Source organism: Paenibacillus sp. RC334 (assembly GCF_030034735.1).
Taxonomy (GTDB): domain Bacteria; phylum Bacillota; class Bacilli; order Paenibacillales; family Paenibacillaceae; genus Paenibacillus; species Paenibacillus terrae_A.
Map to the genome: position 1 here is coordinate 3620653 of NZ_CP125370.1, position 22655 is coordinate 3643307.

Genomic DNA, 22655 nt, shown 5'->3' on the forward strand with positions numbered 1-22655 from the left:
TCACCTCTCTTCCAGACCAATCCAGCTCGCCATTCTCCCTGTGACGCCGCCTTCCTTGCGATACGAAAAAAACAAATCGCTGCGGCTACTCGTGCATAAGGTAGTACATTCGATACGGCTCGGCAATATTCCTGCTTTCATCATAATGTGTCGATTGCATTGTTTCAAGTCAAGGAGCGTTTTTCCGCCGCCTAACGGGAAATAGACAGTACCTTCCCATTTATCATTACCCGGGCAATCATGCTCCAAAACCCGAATTTGGCTCATAACATGCTCATCCACCTCGTATGACTCAGAACCAATGGAAGGGCCAATGGCTGCAAGCAAATCGGACGGCTGAGATCCATATTCGGTCTGCATCGTTTGCACCATTTTCAGCGCAATCTCCGCAACTGTTCCTTTCCAGCCCGCATGCGCCAGCCCAACCACACGCCGCACCGGATCACAAAAATATAACGGCACGCAATCCGCATAAAAGGATGTCAGTAAAATGCCTGGTGCATCGGTCAACAGTCCGTCTGTATCCTGAAAAGCGGATACACGATCCACAAAGCCACGCCCGCGGTCAGCAGCCTTTACAACAGCAACGTGATTACCGTGTACCTGCTCTCCACAGGTCCAGGCTTCAGGCATAAATCCGAGCTGCTCCGCAATAAGCTGCCGATTGCGAATAACTTTCTCCGGGTCATCCCCTACATGAAACGCACAATTCAGACTTTCATAAGGCACTTCACTGACACCGCCATGGCGTCCGGTAAAGCCTGCTGTCAATCCGCGAACCTGTTTCTCCCAGGATTGAATATATAACAACTCCGGCAAAGGATGCGTGCCATCTGCCGTTGACGCGACACCCGTTGCCCCGGTATTTACTACAAACGGTTCCATTCGTTCTCACCTCTACTGCCCAGTGTACCAAAAAGCCGCCGCCGTGTCTTCACATAGCTGTCAAATGCACATATTCCTAAAGCTCAAAATCACTGTTCAAAATCCCCGTCGATCATTTCGTTCCTGGCGCTCAATATATACTTTTTCCTCACCATCACCCTGCGGCTCATGCAGTCCCTCCAATCGTACAAGTACCACATCCGAGCCAATTTTCACAATGTTGCGCCAAGGAATGACCAGTTCACTTCCCCCTCCAAACCAGCCCATAAAACGGCTGCTGCCAGGGACAACAATGGCCTCGATTTTGCCCTGCCGTACATCAATCTCCAAATCACTGATTTGTCCCAATCGTCGCCCATCTACAATGTTAATGACATCCTTTGTTTGAAACTCGGAAATTTTCATGGCCCTTACCGACGTTTCCGGCGTACTCACACGCATCACATCCTTTATTTCACTATATGAGCGAGAGAACCCAAAAAATGTCCTTTAAACGCAAAAACGATCCACACAGGATCGTTTTTATCAGTGTGCCTTCCAAGCTTCTCTTCCCTTAAAACTAAGACTTCACATGCTTTTGCATTTGCTGTATAGCCGACTTCTCTAATCTCGAAACCTGGGCTTGAGAGATACCGATTTCGTCGGCAACCTCCATCTGCGTCTTTCCTTCATAAAAACGCATGGACAATATCATCTTTTCACGCTGGCCCAGGCGATGCATCGCTTCCCGCAGAGCGATTTCCTCAATCCATGAGACGTCCTTATTTCTGTCATCACTGATCTGATCCATCACATAGATTGGGTCGCCCCCGTCGTGATATATCGGCTCGAACAGCGAAACCGGGTCCTGAATCGCATCTAATGCGAACACAACATCTTCCTTAGGCACGTTCAGCGCCTCAGAAATTTCAAAAATCGTCGGTTCCCGCGAATTCAGATTTGTCAGACTATCCCGCACTTGAAGCGCCTTATATGCAATATCTCGCAGCGAACGGGATACACGGATCGGATTGTTGTCCCGCAAATACCGGCGTATCTCACCGATAATCATCGGCACCGCATAAGTGGAAAACTTCACGTTTTGCGAAAGGTCAAAATTATCAATCGCCTTCATCAGGCCGATGCATCCTACCTGAAACAAATCGTCAACAAACTCTCCCCGATTGTTAAAGCGCTGAATCACACTCAGGACGAGCCGTAAATTGCCGTTAACCAATTTTTCTCTGGCTGATCGTTCATTATTTTGCTGAAGTGATGTGAACAGCTCGCGCATTTCCGCATTGGTTAGCACCGGCAGTTTGGCGGTATCCACACCGCAAATTTCCACTTTGTTTCGGGTCATCGTGTCTTACCTCCCAAGGAGCAACATTAATGTACATTATCTCCTGAGGGTGTTTTTTTATTCGCCGTTTCCATCGCTTCCGAATATACCCAAACGTCACACCATTTTGTTGAACTCTTTCCGTAAGCGCTTTATAATACGTTTTTCCAGACGCGAAATATAGGATTGCGAGATGCCTAACAGGTCAGCAACATCCTTCTGTGTCTTCTCTTCCCCGTCCTGCAAGCCAAAACGCAGCTCCATAATCAGACGTTCCCGATCCGTCAGCTTATCCAGCGCCTTATGCAATAATTTGCGGTCCACCTGCTCCTCAATATTGCGGTAAATGGTATCATTTTCCGTCCCCATCACATCGGAAAGTAGCAACTCATTCCCATCCCAATCAATATTCAAAGGCTCGTCAAAAGAAACTTCCGTTCTCGTTTTACTATTTCGGCGCAAATACATTAAAATTTCATTTTCGATGCATCGGGAAGCATAGGTAGCGAGCTTGATTTTTTTCTCGGGATCAAAGGTGTTAACTGCCTTGATAAGTCCAATCGCCCCTATGGATACGAGATCCTCAATGTTGATTCCTGTGTTCTCAAACTTACGTGCAATGTACACCACCAGCCGCAAATTCCGTTCAATCAACATGGAGCGTACTGCTGCATCACCGGAAGAGAGTTTTCCAAGCAAATACTCTTCCTCATCCCTCGTCAGCGGCGGGGGGGAGCGCCTCGCTGCCGCCGATATAATAAATCTCTTCACTTTTTAACCCGAATAAAAATAAAATACGATAATATTGCAACTGTAAAGTCAACCTGATTTTCATCTTGAATTTCATCTGTTCCCACATGTCATTCTCCCCCTTCTGAAAATGGTGCTAAATCTCGCTGCATCCCTTCGTCCGTTACAGCAATAGCCTGATTGCCTTCAGACCTGATCGTGTGTCCACGACCATCGTCCTGCGCTTCAAAGCTTGCTTCCTGCTTATGATCCTCCGGCTCAGCAGCCCCCTCCGCGTGTGCCGTCACATCTGGATGAATGATCGCGCGGTATTTTCCCTCTGCTGACAGCTTCCCCCCATCCAAGCCGATCAGCACCCGATGATGCACATAACGAGCCCCATTCATCACCACCTCTACGCGATCCGGTTTGAGTGCGAGCATAAAGGAGTGGTTACGGTTAATGCCACGATAGGGAACAAGACGAACTCGATCCTGCCAGTTGAACGATTCGTCTCCCAACTCCATCACCAGTTGATCCGCATTTCCCTCAGATAGCTTTTGGAGCCAGGAAGAGGGTAAATATGCCTCCCACAAGGCAGCCTCCATGACCATCACTGGTGACCTGGTCAAAGGATCATGAAGTTGGTTCCCCGTATCCAACAAGCCTGTACACTCAATATGATCCTGTCCGATCCATACCTGCACCTCACCCAGAAATCCACTCATCCTTTCCGCGCGATGCTTTGAAGATTGCACAATACGAAAGAAAAGCATCACTCCGCCAAATGTGCATAAGATAAACCAGAATGCAATTTTCAGCTCAAAGGACATTCCACCTGAAGCCGTGTACCAGATGCCATTAAACAATTCCCCCGTACTCTGGAGTAAATAATGCATCCCCAGAATTCCTCCCGCTGCTACAAAATTGATCATATAAAAAGCACCCATCGTACGAAGATACTTTTGCATGCTGCCAAATCCAAAAGCCACCAACAGCATAATGACCGATAATGCCAGCTTAATCAGGAATGTAAATAAAAAGGACAGCTCCGGCACAAACATCATGACCACATACATCGCACCGATAACAGCCGAAGCAAGCAGCCGCCACCACACCAGACGAATTTTTCTCATCCAGGCGGTAGCCATCAGCAGTACAGCATCAATGAACAAATTGGCCAAAAAAATTAAGTCGATGTAAACAACCAAAGGTTCACCCGCCCAGCGTTTGCAGGATAGGCTTAAGTATAGTAGTCATGCTGTTCAAAGTCTGTCTAACGATGGGGACGGTGACCGACTAATTTTGTCGGAAAGGGGAGAAGCACGGGAAATGGTAAAAATGGAGTTCTTACAATGGAATCAGCCAACGAATCGAATACGAGATACAGAAAATAGAAAGAAGCCCGCATCTCCAAGGAGAATACGGGCTATCCGATTTCAATCTAGTTATCGTTATTATTATTGCGTGAACGGTTACGTAAAAATGTCGGAATATCGAGTTGATCACTGCTCTGAGTGTTGCCGAACGGACGCAAGTTAGGAGAACCCTTCTCCGCCGATTCAGGTGCCGCCGGGTTAGCAGTCGGTTTACGCCCAGGTGCCGGTTGGCTTGGTTTACCTTCAAAGCCAGTTGCAATGACGGTAACCTTAATCTCTTCTTTCAACTCTTCGTCAATGATGGCACCGAAGATCATATTGACCTCCGGATCGGAAGCCGAGGTTACAATTTCAGCTGCTTCATTCACTTCGTATAAAGACAGATTGTTGCCGCCAGTGATGTTCATAATCACACCCCGTGCGCCTTCAATGGATGTTTCCAACAACGGGCTCATAATAGCCTTGCGTGCTGCTTCAGCCGCCCGATTCTCACCAGTTGCTTCGCCAATCCCCATCAAAGCGGAGCCACGCTCCGTCATAATCGTTTTCACGTCAGCAAAGTCGAGGTTGATCAAACCCGGTACAGCGATCAAATCAGAAATACCTTGTACCGCCTGACGAAGAACATTGTCCGCTTCGCGGAATGCTTCCAGCATAGGGGTCTTTTTATCCACAATTTCAAGCAGGCGATCATTTGGGATAACAATTAAAGTGTCTACCTTTTCTTTTAATCCCTCAATGCCCAGCTCGGCTTGATTGGAGCGCTTACGCCCTTCAAATGTGAATGGTCGTGTTACAACGCCTACAGTCAGCGCGCCGCATTCCTTGGCAATTTCAGCAATGACAGGAGCTGCTCCAGTACCTGTACCGCCACCCATTCCCGCCGTCACGAATACCATATCCGCACCTTTGAGTGTGTTCATAATGAGTTCACGCGACTCCTCAGCCGCTTTTTTACCCACATCCGGATTAGCTCCGGCACCCAAACCACGAGTCAGCTTATCACCAATTTGAAGCTTATGCTCAGACTTCGCTAAATGAAGCGCCTGAGCATCTGTGTTGACGGTGATAAACTCCACACCCTGAACACCATTTTCGATCATTCGGTTAACCGCATTGCTGCCGCCGCCTCCGACGCCGATCACTTTAATTTGAGCCAAGCTCTCCATTTCAAAATCAAATTCCAACATACTATTCCATCTCCCCCTCAATGTGCATGGATGGCCCGTCCATGATTGGCATAATTAGCAATGAACGTTATATAAACTCACTGAACATGTTTTTTAAGCGTTCAATCAACCCCTGCTTTTGCTCGCCTTCCGCAACGGGACTGCTCTTGGTTCGGTTGGTCGGCTTCTTGGAACTTCCACCGCTGTTGCTGCTAACGCTGGTCGATCTTCCGCGATAGTAGCGAATGGCATTATGCAAGATGCCGACTCCGCTTGTGTAACCCGGATCCCTTACACCGATAAAGTCTGGTACGGCGATCCTTACAGAAGCGGCCAGTTCGCTTTGTGCCACCTGAAGTACACCAGGCATGGAGACGGTGCCTCCGGTAAGTATATAACCCCCCGGAAGCTCTGTGTAACCCAAGCGCTTAACTTCCGCCTGAATGAGTTGAAAAATTTCCTGCACCCTCGGCTCAATAATGGCAGCCAAGTCCTGCTGATTGAATTCCTTATCGACATTACTGCCGATGCGGGTCACTTTAAAGACGACATCGGCTGCCGCATCATCATACCATGCGCAGCCGTATTTAAGCTTTACTTTTTCGGCTTGATCGGTAAGGGTTCTCAGTCCGTAGGCAATATCATTGGTTACAAATTCTCCGCCGATGGGAAGTGTAGATGTGGCAACAATCGTTCCTTCCTGGAAAATAGCAACATTTGTAGAGCCTGCACCAATATCCACCAGCACCGAACCCATCACCTTTTCATCCTTCGAAAGTGACAATTGTCCGGCGCCCAGAGGTAGCAGCACCAAATCTTTGATTCTCAAGCCGCCCTTCTCAACGCAGCGCAACAGATTATGTATCGGCGTCTTGCCTCCCGTAACAATCGTAGCCTCTACTTCCAGACGAACTCCGATCATACCGCGAGGGTCTTGAATACCTTCAAGGCCATCCACGACATACTGCTTGGCTACCACGTCAATAATTTCTCTCTCTGGTGGTACTGCAATAACTTCAGCTGCCTTGAGCACACGCTCAATGTCCTCCTCACCGATTTCACGGTCCTCGTTGGACACGGCTACTACGCCATGACTATTTTGCAGGCCAATATGGTTGCCTGAAATCCCCACATACACTTCTGTTATTTGAATACCAACCATGCGCTCTGCGTGATCCACGGCGTTACGGATTGATTGCACGGTTTGATCGATGTCTACAATTGCACCTTTGCGAATCCCTTCCGAGTCGGCAGATCCAACTCCAATAATATTAAAGGTTCCATTGTTCATTTCCCCAATAATAGCCCGAACTTTGGATGTACCGATGTCCAAACTAACAATGATGTCATTGTTGCTCAAGTCTGTGGCACCTCCTGACTCCAAAATGAATTTCGTTCTTTGAACACACTCTGTACATATTCAACATACTCCATGCTTTCCCTCTTTTTTCTACAAATTTTTTAGAAGCCAATTTATGGTTGCAGTCACATAAAAATTTGAAGAAAAAAGAAGGAGGCAAGTCTATTACCCATAAAATCAATTCTAGCATTTTTTCACATCACTGAGTAGTATCTTTTTCTTGGGGCTCTTCGCTCGTATCCTGTTTGAACGGAACGTAGGAATCTGCCTCCAGCATTGTGATCAAACCAGGCTCTTCTGTTTCCAGCACCTGATTCAAATAACTGATTTTAGAGCTCAGCAGAGAAACCGTCGTAATAACCTCAAATTGAGAGCGTGTATACATTTTGATGCGGTCTGGAAAAGAGGGTATCGGCGCGGGAATGATTTCCGATATGTCGGCTGTCCATTCCCCCGGAATCCGAGATAACGCATCACATAGCTTTGCTTTGTAGGGATCATCCGATTTCCATTTGGTTAAAATAGGCTTCTCAACCGCAATTCCGCTACTGCCCACGCCTACGCTGGTCCCATTCGCAAGAATGGCGCGCAGGCTCCCATCACTCTGCAACTCGTAAGCAACCGTAGCAAACTCTTTAATATGAACAGCAATGACTCCCGGAAACTGCTTGTCCACTGTTACTTGTTGAATCGACTGAATCTCTCGCAGCTTCTCGGAAATGCCCGAAGAACTGACTCCGAAATACTGATCACCGATAGCCAGACCACTTCGATTAAGCAACTGTTCCTGGGTCGAAAATACATTGCCGTCAAAACGGATTTCAGAAACCCGGCTTAATGAGGAACGGAAAAAGAGAACAGCAAGCAGTACGATAAACAACAAAATGAGCAGTATGGCAATCTTCCGACTTGTTCTTTTCTTCATTCTGTTCTGTTTAAGAACAGGTATTTGAGCGTTTGGCATAGCTTCTCTCCACAAAAGCCTTTGGTCCCTCCGCTAACGGAGGGACATTACAGGCATTAATTTACGAAATCCAACTGCTCCGGCACCGGAGACTGACGGCTCATTCGGGCACCCAGTCCCTGGAAAAGACGCTCGATCCGGTCATACCCTCTGTCAATATGGTGTACCTGCTCGACAATGGTAAGTCCTTGAGCGGCCAGACCCGCTATAACCAGCGCAGCCCCTGCGCGTAGATCGGTAGCCTCTACCGTGGCCCCGTACAGACGGGGAACTCCCCGTATAAAAGCTGCATTCGCATCAACTGTAATATCGGCACCCATCACATTCAATTCATCCACATGTTTGAATCGGCTTTCGAAGACCGTCTCTTTCATCACACTAAAGCCATCTGCCAGAGAAAGCAGAACCATGACTTGAGACTGCAAGTCCGTCGGAAAAGACGGGTAAGGGGAGGTAACAATCCTCTCCACTGCTTTGGGGCGGCTCATGCAACTTACGGTCATTATATCATTCAAGATACCGATTTGAACACCAGCCCGCCTGAGGACATGAATCAGAGCGGACAAATGGGAGGGATTACAGTGTGTCAACGACACACTGCCGCGTGTGGCCGCAGCCGCGATCATAACGGTCCCAGCTACGATGCGATCGGGAATAACCTCATACGTACACGGATTCAAACAGTTGACTCCCGTAATTGTAATCGTATCCGTCCCCGCTCCGATAATACGAGCTCCCATCGCATTCAGGAAGTTTTGAAGATCCTGAATCTCAGGTTCCCTCGCTGCGTTGGTAATCGTCGTTCGTCCTTCAGCCAACGCAGCGGCCATCATAATATTTTCGGTGGCCCCTACGCTCGGGAAATCCAAATGGATATCCGTTCCAGTCAGCTTGCGAGCCCGAAACGTAATTTGTTCTTCTTTTTCCACGATCTCCGCTCCAAGAGCCTTCAGGCCCTCCAAGTGAAGATCAATTTTGCGCTCGCCTATGGCACAGCCTCCCGGCTGGTAAATGGAAACTTCTCCATATCTGGCGAGCAGCGGTCCCATCAGAAAAATAGACGAGCGCATCTGCTTCATCAAATCTTCCGGAATCTGGAACGTTCGGACGGACGACGTATCCACGTATACCGTTTCCTCTTCATGTCGGCATGTACAGCCAAGTCTCTCAAGGATGTGCAGCATGACCTTAATGTCTAATAGATGGGGCACATTCCGAATTTCTACTTTTCCTTGTGCAAGCAAGCTTGCCGCAAGAATGGGTAGTGCCGCGTTTTTTGCCCCATGGATACGTATGGTGCCTGACAAGGGACGGCCTCCCTCAATCACCAATTTGTCCAATGTATCACCTCCGAGTTTACCGCTCACCCACTACGAAAACCTCCGGAACTAGCTTGATGCCGGTTTGAGATGATATTGTACTTTGAATATGCTTCATTAGGGTAAGCACGTCCTCTGCTGTCGCTTGACCGGTATTAACAATGAAATTGGCATGCTGTACGGAAACCTCAGCGCCTCCCGCTTTTAAGCCCTTGAGACCTGCATTTTCAATGAGACGGGCCGCATAGTCTCCTGGCGGATTGCGAAACACACTTCCCGCACAAGCCAGTTGTAACGGCTGAGTCAGCCTACGACGATCTTTGAAAGCCGCAAGAGCCGCCGAAATTTCCTCACGGTTACCCTGCTTCATCCGAAACACCGCCTCTGTCACCATTCCACGCTGCTCATGCAGCACGGAGTGACGATAGCTGAAATGCATTTGTTCGGCATCATACACAGCCAATTCCCCTGTATCCAGCACAATCTCAGCGGACTGGAATATTTGTGACACATCAGACCCATGGGCACCAGCGTTCATGTAGACAGCCCCGCCAACCGATCCTGGGATACCTCCCGCAAATTCGAGGCCGGATAGCCCCTGCTTGCTGGCCATAACACACAGTTTGACTAGTGACACGCCTCCACCGGCGACGATCCGTTCATCTTCAAAACGGACATAATCAAATCCCGGTCCCAGCTTGATCACGAGGCCCCGGATTCCTTTATCAGAAACGAGCATGTTCGAGCCCCGTCCCAACTGCATCCACGGGATTCCGTGCTCGCCAGCCAGCCGCAGTAAAGTTGCTAGCTGCTCCTTGGTATCCGGGATGACAAGAGCATCCGCCGGACCTCCAATCTTCCACGTCGTATATTTGGAAAGCGGCTCATGCTCCAGTACTTTTCCGATATCATGCTCCGCTAATAATGGCATCCATTGCTGCATTGTACTGAAACCTCCTTGTTGCTTGCCCCGCAGGGTTATAAGGCTCTCACCTGACAACCGGCAGCCTGAGTGATGGTCACAATGTATAGGGTATCTTATGTCAATACCATCCGGTGTGTGACAACCGCCCAGTCTGCGCTACGGTCTAACTTTTACGGGCAAGACGCTCCATTTCTTTTACTAAAATATCGGCTGAATCAGGTTTGCCAAGCGCTGACGCTGATTCAGCCATCCGGCTGCGCAATGCCTCATCCTCCATAATCTCCGCAATAGATTGAAACAAGGACGCACCAGTCAAGTCCTTCTCCACAATCATGACAGAAGCCCCTGCCTTTTCGAGTGTACGGGCATTGGCCTCCTGATGGTTGTTCGTCACATTGGGGGATGGAATTAGAATGGATGGAATACCCAACGATGTGATTTCAGCCAAGAAGGACGCGCCAGCGCGATTAACGATTAAAGAGGTACAAGCCAGCACCTCTGGCATATTGTGAATATAGGGAAGCACATGCAGATGATTGGGCAATGATCCGATCTGATTCCGTATGCTGTCCAACGTCTGCTCATAGTAAGATTCACCAGTCACATATACAAATTGGACGTCTTTCAGTTGCGAAAGTTGCGGAGCCATTGCAATCATGGCATCATTGATGGCCTTTGCTCCCCTGCTGCCACCGACCACAAGCACGACCGAGCTGTTCATTGGAACCCCGATGGTAGCAAAGCCCCGGTCCCTGTTAGCCTGACGAACCGTTGTAGCGCGCGGATTCCCGGTGTACAGTACATTTTTGGCTTTGGGGAAAGCTCCTTCCGAGCCCTCAAAGCTGACAGCCACCGTATCCACGTAACGGCTCAGAAACGCATTGGTCAGGCCCGGAATTGCGTTTTGCTCATGAATAATGCTGGGTATCCCCAACTTGGAAGCTGCATAGACGACAGGGCCGCATACATAACCCCCCGTGCCGATAACGATATCCGGCTTGAATTTTTTCAATAATGCTTTGGATCTGCGGACCCCTTTGAAGAAGCGCATAATCGTTTTTATATTTTCCACAGACAGGCTGCGACGGAATCCTGTAATATCAATAGCCTCGAATGGAATTTTTTCCTGGGGAACCAGCTTGCTTTCCAGTCCCCGCTGACCGCCAATGTATAAAAATTCAGCGTCCGGATCAATCTCTTCGCACTGTCTGGCTACGGCGAGCGCCGGATAAATGTGCCCCCCGGTACCGCCGCCGCTCAACACGACGCGCATAAACGTTCACCTCGCATAACGTGATAAATTTAGTAAAATGCCCAGCGCTGTTAGCATCAACGTCAGAGAAGAGCCTCCGTAGCTGATTAAGGGCAGTGTTATTCCTGTCACCGGCATTAAGCCGATTACGACACCTATGTTAATGACCACCTGTACGGCAACCATTCCCACAATGCCTACAGCAAGCAAACTGCCGTAAGTATCCGGGATGGTAATAGCGATGCGCATTCCTCTCCACACGAGAACCAGAAAGAGCGCCAGCACTGTCATTCCACCGATAAAGCCAAGCTCCTCCGCCAAAATCGAAAAAATAAAGTCCGTCTGCGGCTCGGGAACATAGCTGTATTTCTGGCGGCTCATGCCAAGCCCCAAGCCTGCCAGCCCACCAGGTCCAATGGCATACAGCGATTGAATAATTTGATAACCTGCGCCAAGCGGATCGGACCATGGGTCCAAAAACGCAGTGATCCGCTGGAGCCGATAAGGGGCTGCCGCAATCAGGGCCGCAAATCCCGCCGCTCCCGTTAATGCCAGCAAGCCCAGATGCTTCATGCGTGCGCCTGCCGTAAATACGATTAGCATGGACGCCCCCATCATCACCGTGCCTGTACCCAAATCGGGCTGGAGCATAATCAGGCCAAAGGCCAGTCCCATGAGTCCAAGCGGGGGCAACAGGCCGCGAGTAAAGGAATTAATATCATAATCCGGGCGGCTGAGCCAGCGGGCGAGAAAAAGAATCATACCCAGCTTCATAAACTCGGATGGCTGAATGCCAAAAGAGCTGATACCGAGCCAGCTTCGTGCCCCGCCTCTTACTACACCAATGCCTGGAATGAGTACGCCAACCAGCAACGCGAGACAAATCAGCAGCACGACCTTGGCATACTTCTGCCAGATCCGATAGTCTGTTCGGGCAGTGAAGTACATCGCCACAAGACCTAACCCGGCGAACAGCAACTGCCGCTTTACAAAATAGTAGGAGTCCCCGTACTCGTGAAAAGCGAGGACGGCGCCCGCACTGTATACCATAACCATGCCGATGGCTAACAAGCTCAAAATACAGACGAAAAGCCATATATCCGGCGCCGGACGAGATTGCTTCATCAGGAGGCCACCCCTTGCATAAAAGTAGGGGCTTATCCAACCCCCCTACTTACAATTTATGCGCCGCCTCTTTAAAAATACGTCCACGCTCTTCATAGGACCGGAACATATCCCAGCTTGCACACGCGGGTGAGAGCAATACAACATCTCCCAGCTCAGCAAGTTTAGCTGCCTTGTTCACAGCCTCCACGAGCGTAGCGGCGGCGTCCTCCCCATTATCGACGACCTCGACACGCTCTATTCCGGCCTGACGTGCCCGATCTGCAAGCTTATGCCGAGTCTCGCCCAGCAGCACAACAGCCTTTACACCCTCTTGCAAGGAGGGTACAAGCTCGGCATAATCCGAACCACGATCCAGTCCTCCAGCTATTAGTACAATGGGTTGCTTGAAGGAAGACAACGCCATCATCGTCGCTTTGGAATTGGTGGCTTTGGAATTGTTGTAATAAGCTGCTCCGGCATGTTCTCCAACATATTCGAGCCGATGTTCCACTCCACGAAAAGCGCTTAGCGGTTCAGCCAATCCAGACGGTTCCGCTCCTGCGGCAATTGCAATTGCGCAAGCGGCGAGGGCATTTTCCACATTAAAGCGGCCCGGAAGGCCAATTTCGGCCACGCCTATAATTGGATGCACCACACCACTGGCATCGCGATATACGATGCTGCGTTCAATGTCATCCGTCACATCCGGTATGTATGGCGGGTCAGCGAACAACCCTTCCTGCAAACGTTCTGTCATCGAGAACGGAAGCAGTTTCGCTTTGGTATAGGGCACAAGCTCCCGGCAAACAGGATCATCCCAGTTCAATACCGCAGTATCAGCCGCCGTTTGATTGGCGAACAGACGCGCCTTGGACGCAACATAGTCCTTCATGTCCCCATGATAGTCCAGATGGGTTTCAGCCACGTTCAGCAAGCAGGCTACAGCAGGTTTGAAATCCTTTGTTCCTTTTAACTGAAAACTGCTCAGTTCCACCACCATCCACTCGTCCGACCTGGCATCCACAGCGGCCTCACATAATGGCGTGCCGATATTACCAGCCACGATCGGCTTCATACCGGATGCCTCTAACAGCTTACCTACCCAAGTGGTTGTGGTCGTTTTCCCATTCGAGCCAGTAATCCCGATCATCGGCGCTTTGCATAGATGATAGGCGACCTCGACCTCGGTCACGACCTCAATGCCCAGTTCGACAGCTTTTTGCACTGGCGGGGCCGTATAAGGAATACCCGGATTTTTGACAACCAGCTTCACTCCCGGATGGATTAGCCCTTCCGGGTGACTGCCACATAAAACGGAAATTCCCAAAGCCTCTAATTCAGAAGCTTCGGGACATTGTTCCCTGTCTTTTTTATCATTGACTGTCAGCTTGGCCCCGGCCTGATGCAGTACCTTGGCGACTTGCACGCCACTTTTGGCCAGGCCTATAATGATGACCTCTTGATCTCGGTATGTGTCTGGATGGTTCATTTGTCTACAACCCCTTGTTGAGATAAAGTCCGAGTCCTGCCAGCAGCAGTCCTACAGCCCAGAATGTAATAACAACTCGCCATTCGGACCAGCCGGACAGCTCGAAGTGATGATGAATCGGGCTCATTTTGAAAATGCGTTTGCCACGTGTTTTAAAGGAAGCTACTTGCAAAACTACGGACAGCATTTCAATTACAAATACACCACCAATAATAATGAACAAAATTTCGCTTTTGGTGACGATAGCGATGGCACCTATAGCGCCTCCGATTCCCAGCGAGCCTGTATCGCCCATAAATACCTTGGCCGGATGCGCGTTATATACAAGAAAGCCAAGTACAGCACCAATCATGGCCGCTGAGCAAACCGCAGCCGGAAGCGAGGTTGCTTGAATCGCTACGATGGCATAAGCACCGAAGGCAATCGCACTGGTACCGGACAGCAGCCCGTCCAGTCCATCTGTGAAATTGACGGCGTTGCTAATCGCCAGCATCATAATGACGATGAACGGATAATAGAACCAGCCGCTCCAATCAAACGACCAGGAAGTTCCCGGAATGCCAATGGCAGTGCTATGATCGTTACTAATCAGAAGCCAGCACATGATTCCACTGAACAGCAATTGCCCGAATAGCTTTTGACGGGCAGTCAGTCCGAGCGAACGCTTGAAAACAATTTTGATATAGTCGTCCAGGAAGCCGATCAGCCCAAAACCAAGCGTAGCGACCAGCAGGACGTAAAAGTCCGTATTTTTTATCGCCGAAAATTTAAGAAAGGTCAGCGTAAAAGCCACCAGAATAACGATTCCGCCCATAGTAGGCGTACCCGTCTTTTTAAGATGGCTTTGCGGCCCGTCATCCCGGACCTGCTGGCCGAATTTCATTCGCCGCAGCAGCGGAATGAGTATTGGAGCGGCAATGACCGCCAGTATAAACGATACGACGATCGTCAGCAGTAATAATTGAATATCCATGGGAGTCTCCCTCTCGTCAACATCATTTCTGTAGCGGACCGTTTTTCAGCGCATCCACAATTTCTTCCAGTCGCATCCCTCGGGATGCCTTAACCAGCACGATATCATCGGCACGGAGGTAAGCTTGCAGATCTTGAATCAGTTTTTGCTTATCCTCATAAGCATGTACGTCATCAGACGGCATGGACGCTTGCGCCCCATGCGCAATGGACGCCCCCCAACACACCGTAGGTGAACAGCATATCTACGTCATGTTTCGCTGCAAAAAGCCCAATTTCCTCGTGGAATTGCTTTTCCTCGGGACCCAGCTCCAGCATATCGCCAAGCACGGCGATTTTACGTCCCTTTGTTTCGTAACCGGATAACGTCTGAATTGCAGCTTTCATTGAAGCCGGACTGGCGTTATAAGCATCGTTCAGCAGGGTAAGCCCATTGGTGCAGCTCACGACCTCAATGCGCATGCCTGTCAATTTCAAAGCCGACAGCCCTTGGCGCACATGGTCTGCATCCACCCCAAAATGGTGCGCTACCGCCAGTGCTGCCAAACCGTTCACAACATTGTGCTGCCCAAGCAGCGGAAGCCGGAAAGCATCCTTGCCGGATTGGGCCGTCGTGAACAAACTGCCTTCTCCATCCGTAGTTATTCCAGTTGGATAATCATCGTTATCCGCAGACATACCGAACGTGAACAGCTTCAAGCCGTCAGGCTTAACCGTTTCGGGCTCCGCAAGCACTTGCGGCAATAGCGGTTCATCTCCATTGTAAATCAGCAAGCCGCCGGGTTTGAGACCGCTGACGATTTCCAGCTTTGCACGTGCAATTTCCGCACGGGAACCGAGCTGGAGCAAATGCGCTTCGCCAATGTTCGTAATGACCGCTACATCAGGCTGGGCAATATCAGTCAGCAGGCGGATTTCCCCGCGTCCACTCATTCCCATCTCCAAAATCAGGATGTCCGTATCCTGCGGCATGGACAGCACGGTTAAAGGCAAACCGATATGGTTGTTATAATTCCCTTCGGTTTTGTGTACTTTAAAGGTCGTGCCCAACAGAGCGTTGACGATGTCTTTTGTCGTCGTTTTGCCGTTGCTTCCAGTAATCCCTACGACAGATGCACCCGTCTCCCGCAAATATGCGGTCGCAAGACGCTGGAGGGCCGCCAAAGTATCCTCTACTTCAATCGCATTCCCTGCCGGAGGTGCACCGTGATCCTTTTGCCATAAAAAAGCAGCTGCGCCTTCTCCGCTCACAATCTGCTGCACATAATCATGCCCGTCAAACCGTTCACCCGTGAGTGGAACGAACAGCCCCTGGGACTGCGGCTTGCGTGAATCTGTAAAAACGCCCTCAACCATTCGTCCGGCGTCCGCCTCTATGTGAAGCGTTCCCCCGCTCATGGAGGCGATTTGACCGATTGTTCTTTTCATCACTTGGATAAACCCCTTATCGCTTCTTTGGCTACGATGCGGTCATCGAATTCATGCACCGTTTTTCCGATCAACTGGTAGGTCTCATGACCTTTTCCCGCAATCAATACTACATCGTCAGGGCTTGCCATTTCAACAGCTTTATGAATAGCAGCTCTACGATCTACGATCAACTCGTAGCGTTCTGCGGGTATACCTTCGTCAATCAGCCCTTGCTTGATGTCTTTCAAAATGGCTTCCGGGTCCTCTGTCCGCGGATTATCCGAGGTAATAAAAGCATGATCGCTGTATTGAGCAGCAATTTTCCCCATCAAAGGACGTTTCGTACGATCCCGGTCCCCGCCGCACCCGAATACACACCATACTTTGCCAACTGCAAACTCCTTAACGGTGCGAAGCACATTTTCCAGTCCATCCGGTGTATGGGCATAGTCTACGATAACCGCAAATGGCTGACCTGCGTCTACAGGCTCTACCCGCCCATCTACGCCTGCTATGGACTCCAGACTGTGCTTGATATCAGCCAGAGCCACTCCTTCCAGCAAAGCGGCCGTGATGGCTGCCAATGCGTTATACACATTGAACTTGCCCACCATTCGCAGCTCAATATCGGTATCTCCTTTAAAAGTAGAGACATGGAAGGATGTTCCCTTGGCACCTACAGCGATATGGGATGCCTGCACATCCGACTTCTTTTCCACGCCGTATGTAATCACTTGGGCGGCAGTTATGGCCTGAAAATAGGATGAGGCCGGGTCATCCTCATTCAGAACAGCATATTTACTATCCGACGCATCCCGCGAGAAGGTATTCCCCAATCGGGAAAATAACAGCCCTTTAGCCGCACGGTACTCCTCCATCGTGTTATGGTAGTCCAGATGATCCTGCGTCAGGTTCGTAAAAATAGCGGTGCGAAAATCAGTTCCTTTCACGCGCCCTTGCTCCAGTGCATGTGAAGATACCTCCATTGCACAGCATTGGACCCCTTGCTCCGCCATATTGCCAAGATAGCGTTGCAGTTCCACCGCCTCGGGTGTGGTACCGGACATAGGGTAGGACTGACCACCGTAACGCATTTGAATAGTGCCGATCAGTCCAGTGTTCACTCCGGCATCGTTCAAGATTTTTTCAATTAGATAAGTTATGGTTGTTTTGCCATTCGTTCCGGTTACGCCGATCATGCGCATGCGGCGGCTCGGTGAATCAAACATATAATCCGCCAAAATCGCCATTGCGTACCGGGCATCCTTGACTATAAGTTGTGGCACAGGTACATTCAATTCCCGTTCCACAACCAAAGCCGCCGCCCCGGACGCAACTGCCTGCTGCGCATAATCGTGTCCGTCAACCGTAAAACCGGGCAGACACAGAAATAAATCTCCCTGCTGTACCCGGCGTGAGTCCGCCCCGATTCCTCGGCAGTCCACTGTACCGTCCCCCACAATGCGGGAGGCAGCCAGCAGTGAAGCCAATTGTTGAAGCTGCATCTTTCATTCCTCCATTGCTCTCTCGTTAATCATAGTATGGGTATAAAAAGAACCTATCAATCCCCCATATATATACGGATTGTTGATCCCCGCTCCAGCCGGGAGCCTGGCTTTGGTGCCTGACTGACAACCGTCTTGCCTGACCCGGATTTTACGAGCATAAAGTTCATATTCATATCTTCGTATAAATCAGCCACAGTGGCACCTACCAAATCCGGCACCGTATCAATTCGATTTTCCCCGTACTTGTATTCCTTGGCAATCTGATTGGTACGAGGTGGTATTTTCAGAGCAAGCAGCGAATCCCGCAAAATATTTTGCACGATTGGCGCAGCGACTACCCCGCCGAATTGAATGCCCTTTGGGTTATCCACAGCGGTATAGACAACAATTTGTGGATCATCCGCCGGGGCAAAACCGATAAAGGATACAATATGCTCCGAGGATGAATAACGTCCGTTGATCACCTTTTGCGCTGTGCCTGTTTTGCCTCCCACCCGGTAACCCTCAATAAAAGCGGGACGGCCTGTGCCTTTCGCAACGACGCTCTCGAGCGCTTCCCTCACCTGTCGGGAGGTATCCTCTGAAATGACTCTGTGCACCAGTTCAGGCTCTACTTTTTCCAGCACCTTGCCTGTCTCTGGTTGAACCCAGCCTTTTGTAATGTGAGGTTTATACAGATTGCCGCCATTGATCGCAGCCGACACAGCCGTCACCTGCTGAATCGGAGTGACAGATACCCCTTGACCAAAGGCAGTTGTCGCCAGCTCTACCGGTCCTACCTGGGGTAACTTAAATAAAATACCATTCCCCTCACCAATCATGTCAATGCCCGTTTTGCTGCCGAACCCAAAATTGCGAATATACTTGAACAGCGATTCCTTACCTAGACGCTGACCCAGTGTCACAAAGCCTGGATTACAGGAGTTTTCCACGACTTGAAGGAAGGTCTGGCTGCCGTGGCCTCCTTTTTTCCAGCAGCGCAGGCGAGCCCCGCCAACTTCAATGTAACCCGGATCGAAAAAGTGATCGTTTTTGAGATTGACCTTCTTTTCTTCCAATGCAGCGGCCAAAGTAATAATTTTAAAAGTAGAGCCTGGTTCATATGTCATCCAAATCGGCAGATTTCGATTGTAAATTTCAGGTGCATATTGTTTGTATAGCGCAGGCTCATAGCCTGGTCGCCCGGCCATGCCCAATATCTCCCCATTCTTGGGGTTCATTGCGATGGCCAACGCGGAATTAGCCTGGAATTTGACCATAGCCTGGTCAAGCTCCCGTTCCATGATAGACTGTACAGACTTATCAATGGTCAGTTGCAAGTTCAGACCATCCTTTGGTTCAACGTACTTCTCAGAAGAACCGGGCATCAGGCGACCGCCTGCATCGGATAGATACGCAATGCTTCCGTCAATACCGCGAAGCTTGCTGTTGTTCTTTTTCTCTACCCCCGTCAACCCCTGATTATCAATTCCCGTAAACCCGAGAATATGAGCTGCCAAATCGCCATAAGGATAATAACGTTTGTTGTCTTCAGCAACAACGATACCCGGCAGCTTCAAATCACGAATTTGCTGCGCTTTCTCCATCGTAATTTTTCGTCCGCCGGGCTGAAGTTTTTGGCTTGCTGTTCGTTTGGTAATCAGCTTGAGCACTTTATCCTCGCTCATGTCAAGCAAGGGCGCCAGCCTGCGCGCCGTTTCTTCCGGCTCCTTGATCTGCACCGGTATCGCCATGACTGTCGGCGAAGTGACATTATAGGTCAGCGCCGTACCTTGCCGATCCAAAATTTCGCCGCGTTTGGCGGCAAAAGGTATATTCCGGCGCCACGATTCCTCGGCCTTGGCCGAGAGTTCGCCCCCTTTACCCAATTGAACATAGGCGAGCCGGACCGACAAGGCTGCAAACAGTACAAACAATCCCAGCAGCCCCCATACCAGCCTGCGCCGCATGGTCACGTTAGATTTCTTCAAACGCGCTCCCCTCCGTTCCTCCAAATACTCATGACATGTCTTACCTCATGAATATTCAAAAAAACGGACGTTAGAACAAGCTATCAGTTATCCTCACCTTTAATTGCAGCCGCACTTTTTTCATCGGCTACAGCGGAGCTCCCACCCTTGGAAGTCTCCCTGCTTGAGCTTGCACTCGCAGTGGTATCGGTTTTTGAATCGGTACTCGTTTTCGCTGTACTGCCTTTTTGGTTAGATGCTACGTCGGTAGTTGAGTCCGGTGTTTCCTCCGGCTTTACTCCGGTCACGGTTTCTTTAGCCGGCTGGAGCGTCACATTGACGATCCGCTTGCCACTCACCATTTGTGCCTTTTGCGAGACAACATAACCTTCGCCGCTTACCTGAACGCCCACCTTCATGAGCGTCAACACTTGCAGCGTGTCACGCAACGAGACGCCTGTAAAGTCTGGAATGGTCATGTTGGCACTATCTTCAGTCAGCAAATAAATGCGTTGTCCCGGCTTCATTTTGACGCCTGCCTCCGGATACTGGCGGACAATTTTGGAGCCTTTGCCGACCGTTTCATAGGCAATCCCCTGTTTGAGCAATGCGTTTTGCGCATCCTTCTTCACCTGACCGGTTAATTGTGGCACTGTCGGCAGATTCACCGTTTTCACAGCAGCACTGTCTGATTTATTCGCTTTGGCTCCTGTTTTGGGAACTCCCATATATTGCAGCGACTGGGATACGATTTTTTTGAACACAGGGGCTGCTGCCGTACCTCCACCTACCGATTTGTTAGGTTCATCCATAACAACCAGAACAGCTATTTTCGGATCATTCACGGGTGCAAAGCCGATAAAGGACACGACATCCTTCGAATGGTCATACACTTTGCCCACAACTTTCGTCGCTGTACCTGTTTTACCAGCAACACGGTACCCATCAATATAAGCAAGACGCCCGGTTCCAATTTCTTGGTCAGACACGACCTGCTCCAGATAGCTGCTGGTCTGTAATGCCGATTCCTGCGAAATCACCTGGCGGACTTCCTTCGGTTGAATCGTCTGTACTTCCCCTGTATCCGGGTTCGTAATTTCCTTCACCAGATGAGGTTGCATCAACTTACCACCGTTAGCAATTGCCGAGATAGCCGCTACCTGCTGGATTGGCGTTACCTGAACACGTCCGTGTCCATATGCAGCCGTTGCGACTTCGGATTTGTATTGGGTGTGGAACGTAATGGCTCCGCTAGACTCACTCGGAAGATCAATACCTGTTTTCACACCAAATCCGAAGTTGTTAATATATTTCCTCAACCTTTCGCCGCCCAGCTTATCCAGCCCCAGATGGACGAAACCGACGTTACTTGAACGCTTGACCCCTTGAAGATAGGTTAACGTTCCCCAATTTCGACTCACGTCACGAATATCCCATCCCCCGACTCGGATCATACCAGACTGATAGGTTTCATTTGGATTGAACACCTTTTCCTGAACTGCGGCAGCCAAGGTTACAATCTTAAACGTGGAGCCTGGCTCATAGATGGACTGAGTCGCATTATTACGGAAATATTCCATTGAAGATGTGCTCCCGTATGTATTGGGATTGAAATTGGGGTAACTTGCCATACCGAGAACGTCCATCGTTTTGGGATCTGCGGCTACAACCGTCATCGTTTTAGGATTGTATGTTGCAATAGCTTCCTGCATAGCGCCCTCTATATAATACTGAATTGTGTCATCAATCGTCAGCTTTAAATTCTTACCATTTTGTGCCGGTTCATAGATGCTCTCCGATCCCTGAAGAGGAACTCCCTTTCGATCCCGCTGATAAAGAAGCTTTCCGGCCGTGCCCGAGAGCTCTTTATTATAATAGGCTTCCAACCCCATGCCTGCTGTACCATCTTTACGGTAATAGCCAAGAACATGAGAAGCCAGCTTATTTTCCGGATAATAGCGTTTGGATTCCTGAACCGTGTCCACAGCTCCAATCACTTCGTACTTATCCTTTAAATATTCTTTGAACGTATCCACCTGTGCTTTGAGCTCAGGATCTACCTTCCAACCTCCGTTACGGATCTCGCGGTTTTTTAAATATTTACCGTCTTTGTCCTTGGCCGAGAGATGCTTTCTCAGTTCGTCCTCAGGTGTTTTTAGCAGCTGATGCAGTTTGGCTACGACCTCGTTTTCCAGATCATATTCCTGAATGATGCTCGGGTTGACCACTACCGTATAAGCAGGGGCATCTGCAGCCAGTACATTTCCCTTGCGATCCGTAATCGTTCCGCGCTTGGGCTGGATCACCTGGTCTCTTTCCACCTGCGTAACTACCTGATTATGCCAGTATTCCCCGCTCACGACCTGAATCCAAAATACCTTAAGTAGCAGAACAAGAAAAAAGAGGGTAATACATCCCCCTATCAGCAGTGTGCGAAGCTTTATTCTTTTGACCATAGCTCAAACCTCTCTGCGAAAAAATGTACGTCAGAGCATAGCTTGATGCTATGCTCCTAACTAACTATTTGGCAGCCTGCTTTTCCACACGAATTGGCTCTCTTGTCGGCTCGATATATCCCTGTTCCTTTGCCGTAGGTACAATCTGATTTTCCAGCCGTTCCTTCTGAATTTTCAGTTGGGCGATATTGGTCTGTAATTTGGAAATGTCCTTGCTCGCTGTATTAATCGAATAATTGATTTGATAAATGTGCGCGTACCTGCCAATCAGCATACCAGCAATGACAATGCACGCTACAAGTGTCAAAAGATACAGCAGCTTTTCCCGAATCGGCAGCTCTCTGCGGCGTGTAACGACTTTGGTGGTTTCACGATACCGTTGTTGCTGAACCTGTTCCTGACGGGCTCTTTCTTTTACAGCCAAATTACCGCGTGTATAAGCCATGTCGCCTCTCCTTCTC

Annotated in this window: 17 protein-coding genes and 2 pseudogenes; all 19 read right to left on the reverse strand. The window is 49.6% G+C overall.

The genetic code is table 11. From position 1 onward, the window contains the following. Nucleotides 1-885, reverse strand: coding sequence for a peptidoglycan editing factor PgeF (gene pgeF, locus QMK20_RS16675; protein ID WP_283652486.1), 885 nt, complete (start codon nucleotides 883-885; stop codon nucleotides 1-3). A gap of 96 nt (nucleotides 886-981) precedes the next feature. Then, nucleotides 982-1320 (reverse strand): YlmC/YmxH family sporulation protein, encoded by a 339-nt coding sequence (locus QMK20_RS16680; RefSeq protein WP_044648401.1) that lies wholly within the window; start codon nucleotides 1318-1320, stop codon nucleotides 982-984. A 124-nt stretch (nucleotides 1321-1444) separates the two neighbouring features. Then, entirely contained in the window at nucleotides 1445-2227 is a 783-nt protein-coding gene (gene sigG / locus QMK20_RS16685; RefSeq protein WP_007431182.1) for an RNA polymerase sporulation sigma factor SigG, read from the reverse strand. A gap of 96 nt (nucleotides 2228-2323) precedes the next feature. Continuing rightward, nucleotides 2324-3065 (reverse strand): annotated as a pseudogene (sigE, locus tag QMK20_RS16690) (RNA polymerase sporulation sigma factor SigE). A 1-nt stretch (nucleotide 3066) separates the two neighbouring features. Beyond that, on the reverse strand, nucleotides 3067-4146 hold the full coding sequence (gene spoIIGA / locus QMK20_RS16695; protein WP_283652487.1) for a sigma-E processing peptidase SpoIIGA: 1080 nt from the start codon (nucleotides 4144-4146) through the stop codon (nucleotides 3067-3069). 233 nt (nucleotides 4147-4379) lie between these two features. Further along, complete coding sequence (gene ftsZ, locus QMK20_RS16700; RefSeq protein ID WP_283652488.1) at nucleotides 4380-5504, reverse strand: cell division protein FtsZ; 1125 nt, start codon at nucleotides 5502-5504, stop codon at nucleotides 4380-4382. A 67-nt stretch (nucleotides 5505-5571) separates the two neighbouring features. Continuing rightward, complete coding sequence (gene ftsA, locus QMK20_RS16705) at nucleotides 5572-6843, reverse strand: cell division protein FtsA (RefSeq protein WP_044649278.1); 1272 nt, start codon at nucleotides 6841-6843, stop codon at nucleotides 5572-5574. Between the two features lie 199 nt (nucleotides 6844-7042). Further along, complete coding sequence (locus tag QMK20_RS16710) at nucleotides 7043-7807, reverse strand: cell division protein FtsQ/DivIB (RefSeq protein WP_283652489.1); 765 nt, start codon at nucleotides 7805-7807, stop codon at nucleotides 7043-7045. A gap of 56 nt (nucleotides 7808-7863) precedes the next feature. Then, nucleotides 7864-9174 (reverse strand): UDP-N-acetylglucosamine 1-carboxyvinyltransferase, encoded by a 1311-nt coding sequence (gene murA, locus QMK20_RS16715; RefSeq protein WP_283652490.1) that lies wholly within the window; start codon nucleotides 9172-9174, stop codon nucleotides 7864-7866. Further along, nucleotides 9164-10069 (reverse strand): UDP-N-acetylmuramate dehydrogenase, encoded by a 906-nt coding sequence (gene murB / locus QMK20_RS16720; protein ID WP_044649280.1) that lies wholly within the window; start codon nucleotides 10067-10069, stop codon nucleotides 9164-9166. Before murB ends, murA begins: the two co-directional genes overlap by 11 nt. Before the next feature lie 145 nt (nucleotides 10070-10214). Next, entirely contained in the window at nucleotides 10215-11324 is a 1110-nt protein-coding gene (murG, locus tag QMK20_RS16725; protein ID WP_283652491.1) for an undecaprenyldiphospho-muramoylpentapeptide beta-N-acetylglucosaminyltransferase, read from the reverse strand. A 6-nt stretch (nucleotides 11325-11330) separates the two neighbouring features. Next, on the reverse strand, nucleotides 11331-12428 hold the full coding sequence (gene spoVE, locus QMK20_RS16730) for a stage V sporulation protein E (protein ID WP_283652492.1): 1098 nt from the start codon (nucleotides 12426-12428) through the stop codon (nucleotides 11331-11333). A gap of 49 nt (nucleotides 12429-12477) precedes the next feature. Continuing rightward, the gene (murD, locus tag QMK20_RS16735) at nucleotides 12478-13899 is read right to left on the reverse strand and encodes a UDP-N-acetylmuramoyl-L-alanine--D-glutamate ligase (RefSeq protein ID WP_283652493.1); all 1422 of its coding nucleotides are present in this window, start codon (nucleotides 13897-13899) and stop codon (nucleotides 12478-12480) included. A 4-nt stretch (nucleotides 13900-13903) separates the two neighbouring features. Then, nucleotides 13904-14872 carry a phospho-N-acetylmuramoyl-pentapeptide-transferase gene (mraY, locus tag QMK20_RS16740; RefSeq protein ID WP_014282442.1) on the reverse strand — a complete coding sequence of 323 codons (969 nt, stop codon included), beginning with the start codon at nucleotides 14870-14872 and terminating at the stop codon, nucleotides 13904-13906. Nucleotides 14873-14894: 22 nt separating this feature from the next. Next, a pseudogene (locus tag QMK20_RS16745) lies at nucleotides 14895-16302 on the reverse strand (UDP-N-acetylmuramoyl-tripeptide--D-alanyl-D-alanine ligase). Further along, entirely contained in the window at nucleotides 16299-17786 is a 1488-nt protein-coding gene (locus QMK20_RS16750; RefSeq protein ID WP_283652494.1) for a UDP-N-acetylmuramoyl-L-alanyl-D-glutamate--2,6-diaminopimelate ligase, read from the reverse strand. The pseudogene QMK20_RS16745 and the gene QMK20_RS16750 overlap by 4 nt, the downstream one beginning before the upstream one ends. A gap of 56 nt (nucleotides 17787-17842) precedes the next feature. Beyond that, entirely contained in the window at nucleotides 17843-19759 is a 1917-nt protein-coding gene (locus QMK20_RS16755) for a stage V sporulation protein D (protein ID WP_283652495.1), read from the reverse strand. 83 nt (nucleotides 19760-19842) lie between these two features. Next, the gene (locus tag QMK20_RS16760; protein WP_283652496.1) at nucleotides 19843-22194 is read right to left on the reverse strand and encodes a penicillin-binding transpeptidase domain-containing protein; all 2352 of its coding nucleotides are present in this window, start codon (nucleotides 22192-22194) and stop codon (nucleotides 19843-19845) included. Between the two features lie 64 nt (nucleotides 22195-22258). Further along, nucleotides 22259-22639 carry a type VI secretion system membrane subunit TssM gene (locus QMK20_RS16765; protein ID WP_029517759.1) on the reverse strand — a complete coding sequence of 127 codons (381 nt, stop codon included), beginning with the start codon at nucleotides 22637-22639 and terminating at the stop codon, nucleotides 22259-22261. Between the last annotated feature and the right edge of the window lie 16 nt (nucleotides 22640-22655).